The sequence below is a fragment of the Pantoea sp. S-LA4 genome (assembly GCF_054482835.1).
In genome coordinates, this window is record NZ_JBTLRC010000004.1 from 167804 (window position 1) to 184845 (window position 17042).

Consider the following 17042-nt stretch of genomic DNA (forward strand, 5'->3'; position numbering starts at 1 on the left):
GCCGGTTACCAGGGCTGGTTTGCCGGGCCAATGGTGAACTCGTTAACGGTGGTGTCTTCCGGCTGATCGATGGCAAACGCGACCACGCTGGCAATTCTTTCCGGTGGGATGCCATAGGTGTCATACAGTCCCTGCATCTGATCGCGCGTCTCTTTTTCACTGATGGTCGACAGCAACTCAGTGTTGATCGCAGCAGGATAGAGCGTCGTGGTGCGGATGTGGGTTTTTTCCAGCGCAGATTCCATCCTAAGCACTTCCATAAAATCGCGCACGAACCATTTGGTGCCACCATAGACCGCCCCGCCGGGATAGGCTTTCAGGCCGGCCACGGAAGAGGTCGCGATGACCTGTCCCGATTTCTGCGCCGTAAAGTGTGGCAGCACCGCCGCCACGCCGTTCAGCACCCCTTTAACATTCACATCGATCATCTGATGCCAGTCGTCAGTTTTCATCGCCGAGAGCGGAGAGAGGGGCATCAACCCGGCGTTAAGGAAGATCACGTCGACTTGCCCAAAGGTCTCCAGCGCCAGTTTAACGATGCGATCGTTTTCTTCCTGGCGGGTGACGTCCAGCACCTGATAAACGGCCTGTCCACCTTGCTCAACGATTTCGTCAGTAATACGCTTCAGATTCTCTTCACGGCGGGCGCCCAGCACCACTCTGGCGCCTTGGCGGGCAAGCAATTTCGCTGTCGCCTCACCAATACCGGATGACGCACCGGTAATAATAATCACTTTCTCTTTAATCATTAGCCTTCTCCTTGTTGACCTTATTCTGAATGTAAGCGTGACTGCCATCGCTTATTAATAAAAAGCGTTCACCTTTGAATGAGCGCCTTTGATGCGTGGTTTCTTCGAAATAAAAAGCCAAATAATTCCGGGATCAGTAAAATGCATCAGAGTGAAACGCCGCAGCCATTATCGCTGCGGCGTATCGCCATCTTTATTTCAGGCTGGACTGGAAGAAACTGCCCAGTTTGGTAAAAGGAATCAGATCGGTGCGGTCATAGAGGTCGACATGTCCGGCATTTTTAACCCAGTAAAGCTCTTTCGGCTGACCCGCTTGTTTATAGGCCGCCTCGCTAAACTCTTTTGAATGCGCCTGATCGCCGGAGATAAACAGCATCGGACGCGGAGAGATGGTTTCTATATCGTTGAACGGATAGAAGTTCATGAATTTCACGTTGCTGGTAACGGTTGGCTTAGTGGTGCGCTGGTCGGAGGCGCCTGCCGGCGTAAACTCACCGCGTGGTGTGCGATAAAAATCATAAAATTCACGCTGAATCGGATGCGTATCGGCGGTCAGTTTCAGATCGGTGCCGCCTGCCACGGCGGGCTCGGCACCGTTGAACTCGGCGTAGCGCTGCTGTGCCGCCTGGGCAATTATCTGTTTACGCTGAGCGACGGAAAGCGAATGATTCAGCGCGTCGCGGTTGGCGGCACCCATGTCATACATGCTGACCGTGGCGATCGCTTTCATGCGCGGATCGATTTTCGCTGCGCTGATAACGAAGCTGCCGCTGCCACAGATACCTAACGCACCGATGCGTTCACGATCGACAAAGGGTCGGGTACCGAGGAAGTCGACGGCTGCGCTGAATGCTTCGGCATAAATATCCGGCGCGACCGCATTACGCGGTTCACCTTCACTCTCGCCCCAGAATGACTGATCGATAGCCAGCGTGACAAAACCCTGTTCAGCCAGTTTCTGTGCATAGAGGCTGGAGCTTTGTTCTTTCACCGCCCCCATAGGATGACCAACCACGATCGCGGCATAGTGACGCTTCGGGTCAAAGTTTTTCGGGGTAAACAGGTTGCCGACAATTTTCATTCGATACTGATTATTGAATGAAACTTTTTGCTGAGCGACGTCACGGCTTTTATAAAAGTTATCCGCGCCGTGCGACATATCCTGGGCGAGCGATGAAAATGAAACTGTACTGATGGCGAGCGCTAAAGCTAAACTGATTTTTTTCATGGTGTAATCCTGATCGGGCCAACCTGGAACTCAGGTTGATCGCAAAGTTAAATAACGTGACGCGCCAGCATTAAAAAATGACGCCGGAACGGATGCGCAGACAAAATTGCCTGTTGCTTGTCATTAAAATAAATAGGGGTGATGTGCAGTGCAGAAATCACCTCACACCGGGTAACGCATCCGTTGCCTGTTAACCTGACACAGGCAACGCCGATCGCCCTTTATTCTGTGCAATCAGTATGCGGCGGGTGTGGCGTGAAGGGGTAACCCATTTGTCTCTATTTTTTGCCTGATCCTATGAAGCGTGTTTACTTTTGCGGCAAGGATGGTGTCTTATAACGCGGAAGAAAAATGCAGTGGAGCATCATAATGTCAATCACCTCGCTCACCGATCCGCAGGCACGCAGGCAGGATTATCTGGCCCGATTACGGCATATCATTGGCGCATCAACCGCCTGTACCGGGGATTACCCGACCGCGATTGAAGGCGTCGGCCTTTTTCGTCGTGATGAGCCGGCACCGCCGGTGATCTGTATGGTCCCGCCCAGCCTGGTGCTGGTTGCCAGCGGCGCGAAAAGGATGTGGGTCGGCGGGAGTGCGTATCCCTATGACACCGCTTCCTTTCTGGTGACCTCGCTGAATATCCCGGCTAATTCTGAAGTGACTGAGGCTAGCCGCAGCCAGCCCTGCCTTGGCATGACGCTCCGTCTCGACCAGCGGCTGTTAGCGGAACTGATATCCCAGGGGAATTTACCGCCGCCACCGGCACAGCGGGCCAGAACGGGCGTTGGGCTGGGCAGCGCGACGGCGGCCATTCTGGCCCCATTTTGTCGGCTGGCAGAGTTACTGACCGAGCCAGAGGCCATTCCGGTGCTGGCACCGCTGATTCAGCGTGAGATCCATTATCGTTTGTTGCTCAGCGATCAGGCCGCAATTTTGCGGCAGATTGCCGCGGTGGATGGGCATGGATATCGGATTTCAAAAGCTATCGACTGGCTGAAACAGAACTATCCATCACCGTTGCGCGTTGAAGAGCTGGCAAGCCGGGTGCAGATGAGCGTACCGACCTTTCATCAGCATTTTCGTCAGCTCTCCGGCATGAGCCCGCTGCAATATCAGAAATGGCTTCGCTTAAATGAAGCCAGGCGACTGATGTTAAGTGAGTATCTGGATGTCGCCAGCGCTGCATTTCGCGTCGGCTATGAGAGTCCTTCTCAGTTCAGTCGCGAATACAGTCGCTTGTTTGGCAATCCGCCCAGACGGGATATCGCCAGCCATCGGGTGCAGGCAGGGTAATCCGCTTCTCTGCTTTACTCTTTGCTCAGGGTGAGTGAGGCGTGACCGACATTCTTCAGGGATACCGCGGTGATAAGGTTATCGGCGACGGTCAGCGTCAGAACACGATTATCGTGATACCAGCGTCCTCCATTCGCTTTCCAGCCGTCAGCAATCAGCTGACCGGAGGCGACATCAATCGATTTGCCGATCAGCTGCTCTATCTTCAGGCGGGAGGCCGGGGCATTGACGCTGTTTGCCTGATTCTGCGCTTTGGTTTTTCTGATGTCGCAGGTACCGGCGGCGTCGCTCATCTGGGTACATCCGCTACGCTCCAGCTGAGCGCGATAAGCGCGGCTGATGGCGTGAGCAGGCGTTACGCTACAGGTCAGCGCGCTGATCACCATCATCCACGCCAGCAGACGAAAACGCGCAGTGGAAGGAGCAGAATCGTTGATACGCATGGGTTTTCCTTGAAGTATGGCCCGTCTGGCCAGCTGAAAAGAGTTTGTTTACCGCTCACGCTGTTAATCATAGTGGCGATCAGCGCGCCGGGCGAAAAGCATAAGCACCGAACGGTGGTTTCCGGAAGCCTGAGCGGCAGAGGAAATCGGGTCACCTCTCCACCGGGCTAATCCGGGACAATCGCGCGGAATTTACCCCTGAAGAGGGCGTCGTGACCTGATCGGGGTCAAACCGGAGGGCATTGTCCGGGCGGGAAAAGATCTCGCTTTTCAGCGGCTGGTTTGCTGTGGCGCGCCGCGCGCAGAAAGGCAGTTTGCCTGTAAACCGCCAGACCGGCTCTGTGAGGATCTGTTCAATAAATTAAAAGGCGTAGCGATGACAGCATTTACCGATCAACTCAGCCGTTTACTCGACGACCTGACCCGTGAGGCGTTCCCGGCGATCTCGATCGCCATAGGAAAAGGAGACCGCCTGATCTGGCAATACGCCGCCGGCTATGCAGACATCAGAAACCGGGTAGAAAATTCACCCGATACCGCCTTTGGCATTGGCAGCATTACCAAAGTGTTTATTGCGGTGATCATCCTTCAGCTCACCGAACAGCGACAGATTCAGCTCGACGATCGACTTTCTGACTGGCTGGAAGAGACGTCGCTGTCAGGTATCGCCAATGCAAAGGCCGCGACGATCAGACAACTGTTGTCGCATTATGCCGGAATAGCGAGCTGGGAAGATCAGCCCGCGTGGATTCAGGCTGCGCGTGGTAAGCATCTCATTGCGAACCGCTTCTGGCTGCCTGAGGCGTCACTGGACTATATTCGCGACCAGCCGCCGTTATCTCTGCCCGATGAAAACTTTCATTACTCAAACAGCCATTTCACCCTGTTGGGGATGTTGATCGAACGCGTGACCGGCCACAGGTTGCAGGATGAACTGGATCAGCGGATCTTCCGGCCGCTGGCGCTTAATGCAACCCGGCTCGACGGCTTTTCGCCCACTCAACCGCAGAAGGTGGCCGCGCGCTACCACCGATGCAACGCAGATTTCATCCGCAATGCTGGCATCGCCGCGAGTTTTCAACCAGAGCACAACGCTATCCTCAACGTTTCTTCAGCCAGTCTCTCTGTTGAATGGGCAGCCGGCGGGATAGTCTCTACTGCCGGGGAGTTGATGGCGTTTATCCTGGCGCTGAAAAATGGCGCGTTACTCAATCGGCAAAGTCTGCGCGACATGCAACGCTGGCGCGCCGCCGGTGAAGCGCAGATGGGATTAAGCCTGTTCAGAACCGACTCCGCTTACGGGCCCGCTATCGGTCACGGTGGCAATGTGCTGGGCTACAGCGCCTGCGCCTGGTGGTTTGAGCAAACCGACTGTGCGGTGGCGATAGTGACGAATGTGGGTTCCATGCACGCCGGTGCAGACGCTCACTGCGCCAGCCGGTTATTCAGAGATTCTGACATTGTGAAGCTGGCGCATGCCATTTCAGGCCGCTAAGCCGCTGCCTGCTGCACAGCCGTAGCCTGATAAGGTAAACTGCCGGCAACCAGTTAATGCAATATATTTGCATTAATCTATCCGATCCTAGGAGGAGCCGATGGCAAAGGAGATGATCCGTCAGGGGGGCCGCAGCGCCCGAATCCAGGCTGAAGTCCATAAAACGGTCAATCAGCTACTTAAAACCACCGATCGCGCGGTGATCACCGTGCCGATGATTGCTGAGCAGGCTGGGGTTACCCCTTCTACAATTTATCGCCGCTGGGGTGACCTGTCGCAGCTACTGGCAGACGTTGCGGTTGACCGGATGCGGCCGATTGCTGAACCGGAAGATACCGGTGAGATGGTCAGCGATTTGACGGCTTTCATACTGCAGTATGTCGAGGAGATGTCATCGAAAGTAGGGCGTCAGATGCTGGCCGACGTGATCGGCAGCTACAGCGACGACGCCAGCCAGAAATGCTGTGGCTATACCGTGCAGCATCTTGAGACGCTGAACAGCCGGGCGCTGGCGCGCGGTGAGCCGGGCTTTGACGTCGCGCAGGTGATTGATGGCGTGGTGGCACCGGTGATGTATCACATCCTGTTTAACGATCGGGAGATCACCGCCTCTTACTGTCAGTCACTGATCCAGCGGCTGTTTGCCTGACCCGGCCGCTTATCTTTGGGTAAAAGGAGAGGCGGCCTCAATGATCAACTGCTGCAGCAAAGCGTGCGCCGGGTCATCTGTATCGTCCGGGGTGATCAGCGCAATGCCGACCTCTCCGGCAGCTGGCAGCTGATGTGATGCTGTCACCAGCGTCTCCGGCATTCCGGCACGGGTGCGCAGCGTGATGCCCAGTCCAGCCTGCAGCGCTGCCCAGATGCCGCTCAGGCTGTGACTGGTAAAGACAACCCGCCACGGTATTCCCGCAGCATCCAGCGACGCGGTGGCGCGCGATCGCATCAGGCAGGGCGCATCAAAGGCGACCAGCGGCAGCGGATCGCCGCGGTGTAACAGCGCGGCCAGATCAAAATCAGCATGATGTATCCAGGCTAGCGGACAGTCACCGATCAGCCTGCTATTGGCGTGCGGCGCGGCCTGCCACACCAGCGCCATATCAAGTTGATGACAGGCCATTGCGCTGAGCAGCCTCTGGTTTCTGTCAACCTGCGCGGTAATGGTGACGCCGGGATGCTGACGACTAAACGCGCCCAGTACCTCAGGCATCAATGACTCACCAAAATCTTCCTGCATCCCGATACGGATTTCACCCTTCAGTCCGTCACCTCTGACTGCGCGCAACGTCTCATCGTTCAGCGTCAGCAGACGTTTGGCGTAACTCATCAGCAGCTCACCGCTATCGGTGAGTTGCAGGTGCCGACCTTGCTTTCTGACCAGTGCAGTACCGCATTGCTGCTCCAGCTTTTTGAGCTGCGCACTGACCGCTGAGGTTGAACGGCATAAATGCCGGGCTGCCAGGGCAAAGCTACCCGCTTCAATGCCGGTAACAAAGCTACGCAGCGCGTCCATATCCAGTGACTCGGGAACCCGGTTCATAATCATCCTGTATAAGTGGATGGTTGATGCTGATTAATTTGATTTTCAGGATTATAGCGCTGCGCGACACTCTGTCCATCTGCACTGGAGAGAAAAAATGAAAGAGATTCTGGATCGCGAAACGCTGGCCCGTCGGGCTCCGAAACTGGCTGAACTGACGCAGCAGGTGCTGTTTGATGATATCTGGCAGCGCGGCGTGCTCTCCGCACGGGAACGCAGCCTGCTGACGCTGGCGACGCTAACCGCGCTGGGCCGGGTCGCGCAGTTGCCCTGGCATATTGATTTCGCGCGAAAAAATGGGCTGACGCAGGAGGAGCTGATCGAAGGCTTTACCCATCTGGCGTTTTACGCTGGCTGGCCCGCGGCGGTGACGGCGCTGAGCTACCTTGAGGAGAACAACTGATGCCCTTAACCCGTATCACCCTCGGCCAGGCTTACAGTGAGGCCAGCTTACAGCAGATCTCCGCGCTGCTGCATCAGACGCTGGTGGCGGAATTTGCGGTGCCGGTTGACGACTGTTTTCAGCTGTTTGAGGTGCTGCCGGCCCACCAGCGAATTTTTGATCGTCACTACCTGAGCAAAGGGCGCAGCGAAGCCTTCATCCTGTTTCGGATTACCGCCGGTCGGCCACGCACCTGGCAGCAGAAGCAGCGCTTTTATCAGCAGCTTTGCGCCGCATTGCAGGCCACGCTGGGAGTCGATCCCGATGACGTGATGGTCATCATCCAGTTCAACAGCAGTGAAGACTGGAGCTTCAGCGGCGGCAGAATGTTAGCGGAGGTGACGTCATGATCGTGATGCATTACCGCTTTACGCTGCCGGCAGATTACCCGATGACGACGATTGAGCAGCGTATCCGGCTGAATGGCGCGAGGCTGAACGGGTTTCCGGGTCTGATCGCCAAGGCTTTTCTCTATGCCCGGCGGGATGATGAGGAACTGGCGGTGGCAGAAAATCGTTATGCGCCGCTCTATTTCTGGCAGGATGCGTCAGCCATGCAGCGTTTCCTGCAAAGCGCGGGCTTTCAGCGCCTGGTGGATGACTTTGGCTGGCCGGTGATAGAGAGCTGGCTGGCGCTGAATGCGGATGGGGTGCCGGACAATCTTGACCAGGCGCGCTTTATCGCCCTGCGCCGCTGGCCGATCGCTCCGCACAGTTGCCTGGCCGATCTGGCGAATGAAACCGGCTTTTGCGCCTGGGATGTGAGCCGCTGGCAGGGAGTGACCGTCACGGCGTCAGCCGGGCGTCCGGCCGGTGAACAGGACGTTTATCGTATCGGTTATCTGGCACGCGATGCGGCGGCGTCAGGGGATCAGACCGGATAGGGCGATAGCCAGCAGCACGATTCCGCCCAGGGTATTGATATATTTACGCAGGGCAAAGGTGCTGATGGCGCGGGTTGAGGTCATCAACAGCTGGCTGGCACTGCTGAGCCACCCCGCCATGATCACAATATGCACCGAGGCCAGCAGCATAAAATCGCGTACATTGCCGGTCTGGCTGGTGAAGCGCGATACTACGGTCAGGTAGAGCAGAATGGCTTTAGGGTTGAGCAGGTTCGCCAGTAAAGCCTGAGAAAGCGTAACCGGCTGCGGGTCGGGGCTGTCAGCCTGATGGCGGGCCCGCACTCCGCTGATGATTAACTGGCTGCCCAGCCACAGCAGATAAAGGGTGCCGGCAATCTGCAGAATATGAAACAGAGAGGGTAAAGCCATCAGCATTGACGAAACGCCTAATCCAACCAGCAGGGCGTGGCAATAGATCCCCAGTGCGGTACCCAGAATAATCGTCGCGACGCCGCGCCAGCCTTCGGCCAGCGCACTGTTAATGGCAAGCGTAAAACTGGCTCCCGGTGACAGCGCTATCGGTAAGATGGCAACAATGAAACCGCTATAATCGATCTGCATCGGAACAGGTTGCTCTCCAGGATGAGAGGGTCACAGCGCGAGAATCGCCTCAATCTCAATCCGTAAATCAGCCGAGAAAAGACCACTGACCTGCACCAGCGAACTGGCAGGCAGATGAGCGCCATAGTAGCGGAACAGGACTTCGCGTAATGCCTCAATGTCGCTGAATGCGGTGATGAAAATGGTCACCTTAATCAGTGAAGCCAGCGACGTCTGCTCAGCCGCGGCGATCAGCTCCAGTTGGGAAAAGATCGCTTCTGCCTGCTGCGCTATGCCGCTGTGCTGAGCCGGCGTCCCAAAGGCGGTGAGGCCGGAAACGTACAGCGTATCACCATGTTTCACCGCATGGACATAAGGCGCTTTCACCTCGCCGAGTTGCGGATAATTTTTACGTTCAGGTTGCGGCATGATCTCTCCTTCAGGCCTGAGTCAGTGCAGGCAGGCACCGTCCGTCCGCTTTAGTGGGTCAGCCGCTGCTGACAGATGAGGTGATCAGCGGCCGCCTGCCGTTGCGCATCCGGTGATAGCTGTTGCCAGTCGTGAATCACCTGACGGGCCAGCGCCGGTTTAAATGTTATCTTCTGCAGCGCATAGTCAGAGTTACTGCCCTCAACGATCTGCTGCATCTGTGGAATAAACTGCTGCTGATCATGATGATCGATGCCGCAGAACACCGCAACGTAATAGGCTTTATCTTCGCTGCTGAAGTGTGGCATCAGCCACCAGCCCGCCAGTGCCAGCACCGCCAGCAGAGGAATCATCCATTTAAGTTTCGCTTTCATCAACACCGCCACCTGTTATCGGCCAAAGAGGTCTGTCAGATCTACACCGGACAGAGGGCGCGTATCCTGCCATAGTTCCGGCGCGTCGTTAACCTCGTTTTCCTGGCGTTGAGCAGCGGTTTAGCGCTGGGTTATGCTGTCGTTGCGTCAATCAGCCTGGCGCTAATCTGCGCATCTGGCATCATCTGTTGCAGGCCGGAAACCAGATCATCACTGGCCTGTTGCAGCGCGGTCAGCGGCATTTCCGGCAGGCTTTCAAGGATAAACCACATCTGACGCGCCTGCGCATCCAGCCGGGTTCTGACGCCCTGACGCCAGTTCCAGCGACGGCAGGTGACGCCCTGATCGTCGCGCCAGATCACTTCGCCTGGCTCCGGCGATTCAAAGACCACTTCGCCCTCTTTAACCGTATCAAACGACTCGCTGCCATCCGCGATCGCCAGGCGCGGCGCACCAACGTAGGCGGCAATATTTTCCCCGCCGACCGGCAGCGCGTACTGAATGCTGATGGCATTATAGAGATCGACAACCGGATCGATCGCTGGCATCCCGCCATCCCGCAGGACCCGCTTGCGCAGCGCGTCTGCCGAGCAGGGTGTCCGTTTCGCTTTGGCACCAAAGGCTTTGAATACCGTCGCCCAGGCCGCGAGATGGGCGTCAGCCCATTCAACATCCTGTTCCAGCACCTGGCGGCACGCCTTTTGCAGCGCCTGTTGCGCAATCTCAGGATGGGTGATTGGCGCGGCTTCCACCACAATACTCATGGCGCGAAAGCCGGGTGCCAGCGCAAATACGGCCGGGTCGATTGACGGATCAACAGATAACATTGGATAATCTCTCAGTGACTAATTTATTTCATAGTAATGACCGATGACCAAAAAAGTCAATATATCGACCGATGCGGGTGCTGACGTAGCCAGCGTCAATCAGGCTGTCTCGGAAAGCATCAAAAGCTGGCGTAAAAGCCAGAAACTCTCGCTGGATGAATTATCCCGCCGGGCGGGCGTCAGTAAAGGGATGCTGGTGGAGATCGAGAAAGGCGAAGCCAATCCCAGCATTGCGATTTTGTGCCGGATTGCCGCTGCGCTCGGCGTCTCGGTGGCAGATATCGTCAATGTCACGCATGCGCCTGCCGCCTGGCTGATTGATAAAAGCGCAATGCCCACCTTGTGGCGCGGCGAGCAGGGCGGGAGTGCGCAACTGCTGGCTGGCACCCGCGGTCCTGACATGATTGAACTGTGGCGCTGGCAGATGTTTGCCGGTGAAAGGTTTAGCTCGGCGGGACATTCCGCCGGGACGCTGGAACTGCTGCATGTTGAAGAAGGTACGCTGGCGTTAACCGTCGGCGACCAGACGTTAGTCGTTCAGCCAGGTTGCGCAGCGGTGGCGCGTACCGATATGCCACACGCCTACGCCAGCGCCGATCAACATCCGGTGGTGTTCACCATGACGGTCGCCGAACTGCAGCGTTAATCATTTTCCGCGGCGGCCAGCGTTTCACCGGGAAATGCCAGCAGCAGAGTTTTCAGCATTCCTTCCAGGGCCGCGCGTTCTGCCGCCGTCAGCGGAGCCAGCACCGCATTCTGAGTCGCTGTATGCACCGCCAGCGCCTGCTCAATACAGCGCTGACCCTGCGGCGTCAGCCCCACCAACGTGCTGCGCTTGTCGTCGGGTGACGCAACCCGCGCAATCAAACCGCGCTGTTCCAGCCGTTTCAGGCGATGGGTCATGGCACCGGAGGTCACCAGCAGCGAGGTATAAAGCTGGGTGGGTGACAGGCAGTACGGCGTGCCGGCCCGGCGCAGTGTCGCCAGCACATCAAACTCACCGTCATGGAAATCGAATGGCTCCAGCGCCTGACTGCGGGCTTTTGCCAGATGTTTCATCAGGCGCAGCATTCGGCCCATGATGCGCATCGATGAGGCATCCAGCTCTGGCATCGCGACGTCCCACTGGCTGACGACAAAATCGATATGGTCCTGCATGATTCACCTGCTTACTGTGTGGTTATGTTGTCAGGTTGTGCTCAGCCCCTTACTGCCGGACCCGTTTTATCTTAACGTTAAGATAAATAGTGACAGCCTGCTGCTGTCAGCGTCTATCCTCTGCACGGAGCCGGCTATGAAGAACACCCTGTTGTTTCCCGCTATATTCGCACTGATCGTCTTTATTGTCGGGCTGAATCTGCGCCCGATGCTGGCGATTATCGGCCCACTGTTTCCGGCGTTGCAACAGCAGGCGGGTCTGTCGGCGACGGCGTTCAGCCTGCTGACCACCCTGCCGGTGGCGATGATGGGCTTCGCAGCCCTGGCGGGACCCTGGCTGCTGGCGCGGATCGGGACCGTACCGGGGATTGCGGCAGGACTGCTCTGCCTGGCGCTGGCCGCGCTCTGGCGCGGTTATGCACTTTCGCCACCGCAGCTGATCCTCACCGCCCTGGCTGGCGGGGCCGGAATTGGCGTGATCCAGGCGCTGATGCCGGCACTGATCCGCCAGCGTTACACTGGTGCGGCACCCACGCTGATGGCGCTGTTCAGCACTGGCATTATGGCTGGTGCGGCATTGATGGCGGCCAGCGCTGAGCCGCTGTTTTCGCTGCTCGGTTTACGCGCAGCGCTGGCGATTGCCGGTGGGCTGTCGCTCTTTACCTTACTTCTCTGGTTGTCAGTGAATCCACGCGGGCCGGTTAACCATCCGGCACCCGCTGCGGTTGCGCTGCCCACGGCGCGAACCTGTTTACTGTTGCTGTTCTTTGGTATCGGGACCGGGGCTTACACGCTGGTGCTGGCATGGCTGCCGCCATTTTATATCCAGGCGGGCTGGAGCGCCCGTAACAGCGGCTTTCTGCTCGCCGGGCTGACGCTGACGGAAGTGGTGGCCGGTCTGGTGATCTCGGCGGTTCAGCACCGTTTTCCCGATCGTCGCTGGTTACTGCTGCTGGTGCTGGCCCTGTTGCTGGCTGGCCTGCTCAGTCTGATTGTGGCACCTGGCGCGATGCCGGTGCTGTCGACGCTGCTACTCGGCAGCGGCATCGGTGCGCTGTTTCCGCTGTCGCTGATCGTCACGCTGGATCATGCCCGAAATGCCAGAGAAGCGGGCGTGCTGTTATCACGGGTGCAGGGCGGCGGCTATCTGATTGCCGCCGTGATGCCGCTGGTGGCGGGCTGGGTACGTGACAGCGGCGCATCACTGATCGGTGCCTGGCTGATCATGAGCGTCGGGGTAGTGGTGCTGATGGTGATCGCCTGGCGGTTCCGACCGCTGTCGGGCTGAAGGGCCTGCAGCAGATGCCGACAAAATGATTGCCGTCTGGCATGCTGGAAAGCAGGCAATTAATCAGGAGCGGCAATGAAAGTCATCGGTCTGTTAGGCGGTATGTCGTGGGAGTCAACCGCGCTCTACTATCGCATCATTAATCAGCAGGTTAAACAGCGGCTGGGCGGGTTGCATTCGGCGCAGCTGGTGCTGTACAGCGTCGATTTTGAACCGATTGAACAACTTCAGGCGGCCGGGGAATGGCAGCAGGCGGGTGAACGACTGGCCGCGGCGGCACGCAGTCTGGAGTGTGCCGGGGCAGAATTTATCGTGCTCTGTACCAACACCATGCACAAAGTGGCCGCGCAAATCAGTGCGGCCACCTCCCTGCCGCTGTTACACATCGCGGATGCGACCGGGCAGCGTATCCGTCAGGCCGGCTTCAGCAAGGTAGGCTTGCTGGCGACCCGGTTCACTATGGAACAGGCGTTTTATCGCGGGCGGCTGGAAGCGCAATGTGATCTGGAGGTGATCATTCCGGATGAGGAGGACCGCGCTTTTGTCCATCAGGTGATCTACCAGGAACTCTGCCTCGGCACTATCAATCCGGCTTCCCGCCATCGCTTTCAGCAGATTATGCAGCGGCTGGTGGAGGAGGGCGCACAGGCGATTATTCTGGGTTGCACTGAAATCACCCTGCTGGTGGATGAGAGTGATGCCAGCGTCCCGTTATTTGATACCACCCTGATTCACGCCGAAGAAGCGGTCATCCAGGCGCTGAAATAGCGGTTTCTCTTTACTGCGGCAGGCTCACTGCCCTTTTGCCCGGAGCACCCATGAAAATTGAAAATTTGCCGTTTGGACTCACCCATTGGGATTTGATTGATGAAACCGTTCATCCCGGTGAACAGGGCCAGGCGATCTGGCGCACCGCGCAGTTTAATGCTATTCGCGTCAGGATCGTGGATTACTCACCGGGATATCTCGCCGATCACTGGTGTATCAAAGGTCACATTCTGCTGTGTCTCACTGGCGAGCTGCATACCGAACTGGCCGACGGTCGGCGCTTTGTGCTGACGCCGGGCGTCAGTTATCAGGTGGCAGATGATGCCGAACCGCATCGCTCTTCGACGCCGGTGGGCGCGCGGTTGTTTATTGTCGATTAACGGGCGGCGGTCTGATAAAGGGTGGCGCTAAACCTCCCTTTGTCATGGTGAATAATCACGTTGTTGACACTTTTAAAAGTAAACTGAAGCAGCTTTATAAAAATCAGCAAAATTAATAGCTTAATTCATCGGAGTAATCTGCTTCTGACAGGATTATTTCTCATCAGGCTGTATGCTTGAGACGGTAAATACCGTTCTGCCTTAACCTGATGTGGGGAAACCTGTGCTGATAAAAAAGAAGAAAGTAAGATCGCATACCGAAGATCGCCTGCTGGCGCTGGTACTCGCCACCACCGCTGGCATCCTTAACGCGATGGCGCTGGGTGCCTTCGGGTTTTTCCCGTCGCACATGACCGGTAACACTTCGCAGATATCTACTGAAGTCACCACCAGCGATCTGCATACGCTGCTGTTTTTACTGGCGCTGATCACCGCCTTTGTGATGGGTTGTACCGTTGCCCGCCTGGCGGTCATCGTCGGCCAGAAGCATAAGCTGCGCACTATTTTTTGTCTGATCATTCTGGCCGAAGGGGTCGCGCTGACCGCAGCCTCGATCTTTGAAACGATGTTTTTTACGCCACGCTTCAACGGTGAAGTGCTGGTTTTGCTGGGCTTCCTGATGGGGATTCATAATGCCACTTCGACCCAGCTCTCAAATGGTCGTGTCCGATCGACGCATATCACCGGCACATTAACCGATGCCGGTATTGCGCTTGGGTCGTGGCTCTCCTCGCATGTGTCGCATGACGAAAGTGGCGAACGGCGTTTTTTCCAGAAGGTGCTGCATACCCATCTGACCACGGTGTTTTCGTTTCTTATTGGCTGTATTGCCGGTCTGCTGCTGTTCAAAAGCTACGGTTTTAACGCGATGATCGGATTGGGGCTATTCCTGATGGTGGTGGCGCTGGGCGCTATCGCCATTACCGTTCAGCGATCCCGCAGGAGCTTTTATTGATCGATCGCCACAGCGGCCCGATGCCAGCCGGCATCGGGCCAGCGATCACTGCACTGTGCGGGTCGGCCGCACCACGATTTCATTCACGTCTACTTCATCCGGCTGCTCAATGGCATAACGTACCGCGCGCCCAATCGCCTCGGGTTGCAGGGCTATCGCCCGATAGTCGGCCATTGCCTGCGCGGCGGTCGGGTCAGTGATGGTGTCAGCCAGTTCACTTTCAACCACGCCCGGATGCACACAGGTCACGCGAAGCTGGCTGTTCTCCTGACGTAACCCATCGGATATCGCCCGCACCGCATACTTAGTGGCACAATAAACCGCCGCAGTCGGTGAAACCGCCAGCGCCCCAATTGAGGCGATGTTGATGATGTGTCCGGAGTGGCGGTCCAGCATCGGCGGCAGCACAGCGGCAATGCCATACAGCACGCCTCTGATGTTGACATCAATCATCCGATCCCACTCCTCTACCCGCAACGAAGCCATCGGTGACAGCGGCATAATGCCCGCGTTGTTGATCATCACATCGACCCGACCCCACTGTTCCAGAGCGAACTCAACAAACTGACTCACCTGCTCACGCTGCGTCACATCCAGCGCTTTAACCACCACTTCAGCCCCGTCGAATCGCAACGCGTCAGCCAGCGCGTGAAGCCGCTCTTCGCGTCGGGCACCCAGCAGCAGTGTCGCCCCGGTTTTCGCCAGTTCACGGGCGATACCCGCACCAATGCCGCTTGATGCACCGGTAATTAAAATCACTTTCTTCGTCATATTGTTTCTCCTGTTGTGGTGTAGCTGGAGATGCTACGACGGTTAGGCTATAAAGATAATCCACCTGCTGCTTCATGAACTGGTAACTACAACTAACCAATGATGACCGATAAAAATGCGCTGGAAGTGTTTGTCATTGTGGCGCAGACGCGTAATTTTCGTCTGGCGGCTGAGCAACTGGGTGTTACCCGTCCGGCTATCAGCCAGACGCTACGGCGGCTGGAAGACCGGCTGAACCTGACGCTGATGCAGCGGACGACCCGCAGCGTTCAGCTCACCGAAGCGGGGCAACGGCTCTATAACGAGGTGGCACCGGCGATCAATCAACTGAACCGCGCCGTCACCGATATCGCTGAACTGGCCGCCGTTCCGCGTGGACAGTTACGGCTGGCGATCTCATCCATTGCTGAGCGAATGCTGAGTGGTGAACTGCTGGCGAGCTTTATCCGCGCTTATCCGCAGATTGAGCTGGATATCACCGTCACGGATGAGGAGTTTGATATTGTCGAACAGGGCTACGACGCGGGTGTCCGGCTGGGTGAGGTGATCGCGCAGGATATGATTGCGGTACCGGTATCCCGCGCTCAGCGCCAGGTGGCGGTGGCATCGCCTGCTTACCTGGCCCGCCAGGGCACGCCGCAGCATCCGCATGAACTGATCCAGCATTGCTGTATCGGCTGGCGGAAAGGGCCGGGCCTGTCGCCTTATCGCTGGGAATTTGCTGAGCAGGGGCGTGAATTTGAAGTGGCGGTTAATCCGCAGCTGACCACCAACGATATGGGGGTGATGATCCGCACCGCCTGTGCCGGCGGCGGCATCAGTTTCGGTATGGAAGAGACGTTTCAGCCTTATATTGCGCGCGGGGAGCTGGTGACGCTGCTGGATGACTGGTTGCCCGCATTTGCCGGTTTTTACCTCTACTTCCCCAGCCGGAAGAATCTGGCACCCAAGCTACGCGCGCTGATCGATCACGTAAAGTTGTGACAGCGTAGCAAGAAGAGCAGCACGCCCGCCGTAACGGACGTGATGGGCTTATTTTTGATACTGCTGGTCAGTGACCGGTTCCAGCCAGTCCACCGGGCTGCCGTTAACGGATTCCGCGATGGCAATATGGGTCATGGCGTTGTCCGGGGTTGCGCCATGCCAGTGCTTCACATTCTCCGGTATCCAGACGATGTCGCCGGTATTCATGACCCGAATCGCTTCGCCCTCACACTGAATCCAGCCCTGACCCTGGGTGATAATCAGGGTCTGGCCCAGCGGATGCGTGTGCCAGACAGTGCGCGCACCTGGTTCAAACGTGACGGTTGCGCCACCGACTCGTGCCGGTGCGTCTGCCTGGAATGGGGCGTCAATCCGCACCGTGCCGGTGAAATAGTCAGCAGGACCCTGGCGTGAAGGCAGGGAGCCGTTAGCGATAATCTTCATTTTGTTCTCCACTCATCATGTGATGTC

At 57.2% G+C, this 17042-nt stretch carries 23 protein-coding genes; 12 read left to right on the top strand and 11 right to left on the bottom strand.

Going from position 1 to position 17042, the window contains the following annotated elements:
- Window positions 1-5: 5 nt before the first annotated feature.
- Together ACX3P5_RS21380 and ACX3P5_RS21385 are read right to left on the bottom strand one after the other, a co-directional pair.
- A complete protein-coding gene (locus ACX3P5_RS21380) occupies window positions 6-749 on the bottom strand; it encodes an SDR family oxidoreductase (RefSeq protein ID WP_233988369.1) in 744 nt (247 codons plus the stop codon).
- A 193-nt stretch (window positions 750-942) separates the two neighbouring features.
- Window positions 943-1977 carry an alpha/beta hydrolase gene (locus tag ACX3P5_RS21385; RefSeq protein ID WP_458969337.1) on the bottom strand — a complete coding sequence of 345 codons (1035 nt, stop codon included), beginning with the start codon at window positions 1975-1977 and terminating at the stop codon, window positions 943-945.
- Window positions 1978-2346: 369 nt separating this feature from the next.
- On the opposite strand from ACX3P5_RS21385, the gene ACX3P5_RS21390 reads away from it, so the two are divergent.
- The gene (locus ACX3P5_RS21390) at window positions 2347-3273 is read left to right on the top strand and encodes an AraC family transcriptional regulator (RefSeq protein WP_458969338.1); all 927 of its coding nucleotides are present in this window, start codon (window positions 2347-2349) and stop codon (window positions 3271-3273) included.
- 14 nt (window positions 3274-3287) lie between these two features.
- On the opposite strand, the gene ACX3P5_RS21395 is transcribed toward ACX3P5_RS21390, so the two are convergent.
- The gene (locus tag ACX3P5_RS21395) at window positions 3288-3662 is read right to left on the bottom strand and encodes a hypothetical protein (RefSeq protein WP_336756342.1); all 375 of its coding nucleotides are present in this window, start codon (window positions 3660-3662) and stop codon (window positions 3288-3290) included.
- Between the two features lie 430 nt (window positions 3663-4092).
- Here ACX3P5_RS21395 and ACX3P5_RS21400 point away from each other — a divergent pair, with 430 nt between their 5' ends.
- Window positions 4093-5211 carry a serine hydrolase domain-containing protein gene (locus ACX3P5_RS21400; RefSeq protein WP_458969339.1) on the top strand — a complete coding sequence of 373 codons (1119 nt, stop codon included), beginning with the start codon at window positions 4093-4095 and terminating at the stop codon, window positions 5209-5211.
- 100 nt (window positions 5212-5311) lie between these two features.
- Entirely contained in the window at window positions 5312-5860 is a 549-nt protein-coding gene (locus ACX3P5_RS21405) for a TetR/AcrR family transcriptional regulator (protein WP_458969340.1), read from the top strand.
- Window positions 5861-5869: 9 nt separating this feature from the next.
- On the opposite strand, the gene ACX3P5_RS21410 is transcribed toward ACX3P5_RS21405, so the two are convergent.
- Window positions 5870-6751: a LysR substrate-binding domain-containing protein gene (locus ACX3P5_RS21410; protein ID WP_458969341.1), complete on the bottom strand. Its 882-nt coding sequence runs from the start codon at window positions 6749-6751 to the stop codon at window positions 5870-5872.
- Window positions 6752-6848: 97 nt separating this feature from the next.
- Between ACX3P5_RS21410 and ACX3P5_RS21415 the strand changes: the two genes are divergently transcribed.
- The 3 genes from ACX3P5_RS21415 to ACX3P5_RS21425 are packed head-to-tail and all read left to right on the top strand — an operon-like array spanning window position 6849 to window position 8076.
- Window positions 6849-7154: a carboxymuconolactone decarboxylase family protein gene (locus ACX3P5_RS21415; RefSeq protein ID WP_233988362.1), complete on the top strand. Its 306-nt coding sequence runs from the start codon at window positions 6849-6851 to the stop codon at window positions 7152-7154.
- Window positions 7154-7543 (top strand): tautomerase family protein, encoded by a 390-nt coding sequence (locus tag ACX3P5_RS21420; RefSeq protein ID WP_458969342.1) that lies wholly within the window; start codon window positions 7154-7156, stop codon window positions 7541-7543. The genes ACX3P5_RS21415 and ACX3P5_RS21420 overlap by 1 nt, the downstream gene beginning before the upstream one ends.
- The gene (locus ACX3P5_RS21425; protein WP_458969343.1) at window positions 7540-8076 is read left to right on the top strand and encodes a DUF4865 family protein; all 537 of its coding nucleotides are present in this window, start codon (window positions 7540-7542) and stop codon (window positions 8074-8076) included. Before ACX3P5_RS21420 ends, ACX3P5_RS21425 begins: the two co-directional genes overlap by 4 nt.
- On the opposite strand, the gene ACX3P5_RS21430 is transcribed toward ACX3P5_RS21425, so the two are convergent.
- The 4 genes from ACX3P5_RS21430 to ACX3P5_RS21445 all read right to left on the bottom strand — a co-directional run bounded on the left by ACX3P5_RS21430 (window position 8056) and on the right by ACX3P5_RS21445 (window position 10267).
- On the bottom strand, window positions 8056-8658 hold the full coding sequence (locus ACX3P5_RS21430) for a LysE family translocator (RefSeq protein WP_458969344.1): 603 nt from the start codon (window positions 8656-8658) through the stop codon (window positions 8056-8058). The two genes, ACX3P5_RS21425 and ACX3P5_RS21430, sit on opposite strands and share 21 nt — an antisense overlap.
- A gap of 30 nt (window positions 8659-8688) precedes the next feature.
- Window positions 8689-9066 carry a RidA family protein gene (locus tag ACX3P5_RS21435; protein ID WP_233988356.1) on the bottom strand — a complete coding sequence of 126 codons (378 nt, stop codon included), beginning with the start codon at window positions 9064-9066 and terminating at the stop codon, window positions 8689-8691.
- Window positions 9067-9116: 50 nt separating this feature from the next.
- Entirely contained in the window at window positions 9117-9440 is a 324-nt protein-coding gene (locus tag ACX3P5_RS21440; RefSeq protein WP_233988355.1) for a hypothetical protein, read from the bottom strand.
- A 131-nt stretch (window positions 9441-9571) separates the two neighbouring features.
- Window positions 9572-10267 (bottom strand): B3/B4 domain-containing protein, encoded by a 696-nt coding sequence (locus ACX3P5_RS21445; protein WP_458969345.1) that lies wholly within the window; start codon window positions 10265-10267, stop codon window positions 9572-9574.
- Window positions 10268-10310: 43 nt separating this feature from the next.
- Here ACX3P5_RS21445 and ACX3P5_RS21450 point away from each other — a divergent pair, with 43 nt between their 5' ends.
- Window positions 10311-10913 carry an XRE family transcriptional regulator gene (locus ACX3P5_RS21450; protein ID WP_233988353.1) on the top strand — a complete coding sequence of 201 codons (603 nt, stop codon included), beginning with the start codon at window positions 10311-10313 and terminating at the stop codon, window positions 10911-10913.
- On the opposite strand, the gene ACX3P5_RS21455 is transcribed toward ACX3P5_RS21450, so the two are convergent.
- Entirely contained in the window at window positions 10910-11425 is a 516-nt protein-coding gene (locus tag ACX3P5_RS21455) for a MarR family winged helix-turn-helix transcriptional regulator (RefSeq protein WP_458969346.1), read from the bottom strand. The two genes, ACX3P5_RS21450 and ACX3P5_RS21455, sit on opposite strands and share 4 nt — an antisense overlap.
- 136 nt (window positions 11426-11561) lie before the next feature.
- On the opposite strand from ACX3P5_RS21455, the gene ACX3P5_RS21460 reads away from it, so the two are divergent.
- From ACX3P5_RS21460 to ACX3P5_RS21475, 4 genes are all read left to right on the top strand, one after another.
- The gene (locus ACX3P5_RS21460) at window positions 11562-12713 is read left to right on the top strand and encodes an MFS transporter (protein WP_458969347.1); all 1152 of its coding nucleotides are present in this window, start codon (window positions 11562-11564) and stop codon (window positions 12711-12713) included.
- 75 nt (window positions 12714-12788) lie between these two features.
- Window positions 12789-13481: an aspartate/glutamate racemase family protein gene (locus ACX3P5_RS21465; RefSeq protein ID WP_336756063.1), complete on the top strand. Its 693-nt coding sequence runs from the start codon at window positions 12789-12791 to the stop codon at window positions 13479-13481.
- A 50-nt stretch (window positions 13482-13531) separates the two neighbouring features.
- On the top strand, window positions 13532-13861 hold the full coding sequence (locus ACX3P5_RS21470; protein WP_336756064.1) for a DHCW motif cupin fold protein: 330 nt from the start codon (window positions 13532-13534) through the stop codon (window positions 13859-13861).
- A 223-nt stretch (window positions 13862-14084) separates the two neighbouring features.
- Window positions 14085-14816: a YoaK family protein gene (locus ACX3P5_RS21475; RefSeq protein WP_336756065.1), complete on the top strand. Its 732-nt coding sequence runs from the start codon at window positions 14085-14087 to the stop codon at window positions 14814-14816.
- 45 nt (window positions 14817-14861) lie between these two features.
- Here ACX3P5_RS21475 and ACX3P5_RS21480 read toward each other — a convergent pair whose 3' ends face one another.
- On the bottom strand, window positions 14862-15587 hold the full coding sequence (locus ACX3P5_RS21480; protein ID WP_458969348.1) for an SDR family oxidoreductase: 726 nt from the start codon (window positions 15585-15587) through the stop codon (window positions 14862-14864).
- Window positions 15588-15686: 99 nt separating this feature from the next.
- Here ACX3P5_RS21480 and ACX3P5_RS21485 point away from each other — a divergent pair, with 99 nt between their 5' ends.
- Window positions 15687-16571, top strand: a complete 885-nt coding sequence (locus ACX3P5_RS21485) for a LysR family transcriptional regulator (RefSeq protein WP_233988342.1) — start codon at window positions 15687-15689, stop codon at window positions 16569-16571.
- A gap of 48 nt (window positions 16572-16619) precedes the next feature.
- Here ACX3P5_RS21485 and ACX3P5_RS21490 read toward each other — a convergent pair whose 3' ends face one another.
- Window positions 16620-17015, bottom strand: a complete 396-nt coding sequence (locus tag ACX3P5_RS21490; protein WP_233988341.1) for a (R)-mandelonitrile lyase — start codon at window positions 17013-17015, stop codon at window positions 16620-16622.
- Window positions 17016-17042: the final 27 nt, after the last annotated feature.

Coding starts and splice junctions, on each gene's coding strand:
- ACX3P5_RS21460 (WP_458969347.1), top strand. CDS start 11,562: ATGAAGAACACCCTGTTGTTTCCCGCTATATTCGCACTGATCGTCTTT.
- ACX3P5_RS21400 (WP_458969339.1), top strand. CDS start 4,093: ATGACAGCATTTACCGATCAACTCAGCCGTTTACTCGACGACCTGACC.
- ACX3P5_RS21395 (WP_336756342.1), bottom strand. CDS start 3,662: ATGATGGTGATCAGCGCGCTGACCTGTAGCGTAACGCCTGCTCACGCC.
- ACX3P5_RS21415 (WP_233988362.1), top strand. CDS start 6,849: ATGAAAGAGATTCTGGATCGCGAAACGCTGGCCCGTCGGGCTCCGAAA.
- ACX3P5_RS21420 (WP_458969342.1), top strand. CDS start 7,154: ATGCCCTTAACCCGTATCACCCTCGGCCAGGCTTACAGTGAGGCCAGC.
- ACX3P5_RS21390 (WP_458969338.1), top strand. CDS start 2,347: ATGTCAATCACCTCGCTCACCGATCCGCAGGCACGCAGGCAGGATTAT.
- ACX3P5_RS21405 (WP_458969340.1), top strand. CDS start 5,312: ATGGCAAAGGAGATGATCCGTCAGGGGGGCCGCAGCGCCCGAATCCAG.
- ACX3P5_RS21410 (WP_458969341.1), bottom strand. CDS start 6,751: ATGAACCGGGTTCCCGAGTCACTGGATATGGACGCGCTGCGTAGCTTT.
- ACX3P5_RS21485 (WP_233988342.1), top strand. CDS start 15,687: ATGATGACCGATAAAAATGCGCTGGAAGTGTTTGTCATTGTGGCGCAG.
- ACX3P5_RS21440 (WP_233988355.1), bottom strand. CDS start 9,440: ATGAAAGCGAAACTTAAATGGATGATTCCTCTGCTGGCGGTGCTGGCA.
- ACX3P5_RS21425 (WP_458969343.1), top strand. CDS start 7,540: ATGATCGTGATGCATTACCGCTTTACGCTGCCGGCAGATTACCCGATG.
- ACX3P5_RS21445 (WP_458969345.1), bottom strand. CDS start 10,267: ATGTTATCTGTTGATCCGTCAATCGACCCGGCCGTATTTGCGCTGGCA.
- ACX3P5_RS21380 (WP_233988369.1), bottom strand. CDS start 749: ATGATTAAAGAGAAAGTGATTATTATTACCGGTGCGTCATCCGGTATT.
- ACX3P5_RS21450 (WP_233988353.1), top strand. CDS start 10,311: ATGACCAAAAAAGTCAATATATCGACCGATGCGGGTGCTGACGTAGCC.
- ACX3P5_RS21490 (WP_233988341.1), bottom strand. CDS start 17,015: ATGAAGATTATCGCTAACGGCTCCCTGCCTTCACGCCAGGGTCCTGCT.
- ACX3P5_RS21470 (WP_336756064.1), top strand. CDS start 13,532: ATGAAAATTGAAAATTTGCCGTTTGGACTCACCCATTGGGATTTGATT.
- ACX3P5_RS21465 (WP_336756063.1), top strand. CDS start 12,789: ATGAAAGTCATCGGTCTGTTAGGCGGTATGTCGTGGGAGTCAACCGCG.
- ACX3P5_RS21480 (WP_458969348.1), bottom strand. CDS start 15,587: ATGACGAAGAAAGTGATTTTAATTACCGGTGCATCAAGCGGCATTGGT.
- ACX3P5_RS21435 (WP_233988356.1), bottom strand. CDS start 9,066: ATGCCGCAACCTGAACGTAAAAATTATCCGCAACTCGGCGAGGTGAAA.
- ACX3P5_RS21455 (WP_458969346.1), bottom strand. CDS start 11,425: ATGCAGGACCATATCGATTTTGTCGTCAGCCAGTGGGACGTCGCGATG.
- ACX3P5_RS21430 (WP_458969344.1), bottom strand. CDS start 8,658: ATGCAGATCGATTATAGCGGTTTCATTGTTGCCATCTTACCGATAGCG.
- ACX3P5_RS21385 (WP_458969337.1), bottom strand. CDS start 1,977: ATGAAAAAAATCAGTTTAGCTTTAGCGCTCGCCATCAGTACAGTTTCA.